The organism is Neobacillus cucumis, from assembly GCF_002860255.1.
GTDB classification, from domain to species: domain Bacteria; phylum Bacillota; class Bacilli; order Bacillales; family Cytobacillaceae; genus Neobacillus; species Neobacillus cucumis_A.
The window spans coordinates 1-1,791 of record NZ_PGVE01000020.1 but is presented as its reverse complement, the minus strand read 5'-3'; the positions used below and the strand labels follow the sequence as shown (position 1 = coordinate 1,791).

At 38.2% G+C, this 1,791-nt stretch carries 4 protein-coding genes; all 4 read left to right on the top strand.

Annotated features, from left to right (window positions below):
- Positions 1–194: 194 nt before the first annotated feature.
- Positions 195–329, top strand: coding sequence for a 50S ribosomal protein L34 (rpmH, locus tag CVD27_RS04390; RefSeq protein ID WP_029054388.1), 135 nt, complete (start codon positions 195–197; stop codon positions 327–329).
- Between the two features lie 119 nt (positions 330–448).
- Positions 449–787, top strand: coding sequence for a ribonuclease P protein component (gene rnpA, locus CVD27_RS04385; protein WP_099632559.1), 339 nt, complete (start codon positions 449–451; stop codon positions 785–787).
- A 97-nt stretch (positions 788–884) separates the two neighbouring features.
- The gene (gene yidC / locus CVD27_RS04380; protein WP_101646672.1) at positions 885–1,658 is read left to right on the top strand and encodes a membrane protein insertase YidC; all 774 of its coding nucleotides are present in this window, start codon (positions 885–887) and stop codon (positions 1,656–1,658) included.
- A partial coding sequence (locus tag CVD27_RS04375) for a Jag N-terminal domain-containing protein (protein ID WP_180960146.1) occupies positions 1,655–1,791 on the top strand: 137 nt, incomplete at its 3' end. The genes yidC and CVD27_RS04375, both read left to right, overlap by 4 nt.

The following is a 1,791-nucleotide window of genomic DNA, read 5'->3' as shown; positions in this document are numbered from 1 at the left end:
TTAGGCATCAACATTCCATCCAGAGCATAACTTTCTTCCGCTGTGGATAAGTATTGCATGGTAATAAAAATTATTGTGAGTAGATCACCCGAGTAGGAATAGAAAAGCATTGACATTCTTTTACTGAATCGCTATACTATTCAAGACTGTCATAGTAGGAAAAGAGACAATCAAAGCAGGAGGTGTCTTACGAAATGAAACGTACATTCCAACCAAATAAACGTAAACGCGCTAAAGTCCACGGCTTCCGCCAAAGAATGAGTTCGAAAAACGGCCGTAGAATTTTAGCAGCTCGTCGTCGTAAAGGAAGAAAAGTTCTTTCAGCATAAGGCCACTGACATCAGTGGTCTTTTTTTTAGCTATTAGAGCGATTCGAAATGACTATTAGATCTCTTCTATATAGTGGATCAGCAGATTATGACGGTAGAAAATTAAAGCAGGTGTTATTATGAAAAAAAGCCAGCGAATTAAAAAAAATAAAGAATTTCAAACGGTATTTAAAAAAGGAAAGTCTTTTGCTAATCGACAGTTTATTGTCTATACCTATAAGAAGGAAGACCAGCAAGAGTTCAGAATTGGCCTATCCGTCAGCAAAAAGGTCGGGAATGCTGTTACGCGTAACAGGATTAAGCGCTATATTCGACAATCATTTCTGGAAATGAATGATGAGATCAAGCCTGATCTAGATTATGTTATTATCGCAAGAAATCAAGCTGCCACGCTTGATTTCCATACGGCCAAAAAAAATCTGAGACATGTTCTAAAAATTGCAAAAGTCTTTAAGTGAAATCAAAGCTCTACCTAGATATAGAACGATTAAAGACATCATGTTACACTGAAAAAAACTTTTATAATGATCTTGCGACTGTTTGGGGGAAAAAACATTGAAAAAGAAATTAGTGTTCCTTTCACTACTTGTTGTAGTTGCCGTCTTTATGGCAGGTTGTTCGGAATTCCAAAAGCCAATTACGGCAGAGAGTACGGGAATTTGGAACGAATATATTGTTTGGCCACTTGTTACATTGATTATGAAATTCAAATCCTGGCTCGGAACATATGGATTAGCGATTATCGTCGTTACGGCGATCATTCGTACTGCATTGCTTCCATTGATTATTCAACAAACGAAAAGTTCAAAGCGTATGCAGGAAATTCAACCAAGACTTAAAGCGTTAAAAGAGAAATATAAATCAAAAGATGCTGTTACACAGAAAAAGTATCAAGAGGAAATGCAACAGATTATGATCAACGAAAAGATCAATCCCGTTGCAGGATGTCTACCAGTTATCATCCAGATGCCAATATTTATTGGTTTCTACCACGCGATCAGCCGGATGAATGCCACACCAACGATTGAGTTAGGTAACTTCCTAGGCGTTGCACTTGGTTCACCAAGTATTTTATTTGCTATCATCGCTGGATTGTTCCAATTAACGGTTCTACGTACAGGACCTGCAATGGATAACCCACAAATGAAGATGATGATGTACATCATGCCATTTATGATCATGGTATTCGGTTCATTCTTACCGGCAGCTCTTGCTTTATACTGGATCGTCGGAAATATCATTTCACTGCTCCAAAACATTTTCATCTATAAGCCGTTCGATAAGCCGAAAAACGTCGAAGTAGTGAAAACAGGAGGGAAAAAGAAATGAAACAACTTACACAAAGGGCAGCAACCGTTGAGCTAGCAATTGAATCAGCTTTACAGGACCTGGGTGTAACAAGAGATGAAGTTGAGGTACAGGTAGTGGAAAATGGCAGGAAAGGTTTTCTTGGTTTTGGTGT

Excerpts from the sequence above, each read along its gene's own strand:
- rpmH (WP_029054388.1), top strand. The coding sequence starts at position 195 with ATGAAACGTACATTCCAACCAAATAAACGTAAACGCGCTAAAGTCCAC.
- rnpA (WP_099632559.1), top strand. The coding sequence starts at position 449 with ATGAAAAAAAGCCAGCGAATTAAAAAAAATAAAGAATTTCAAACGGTA.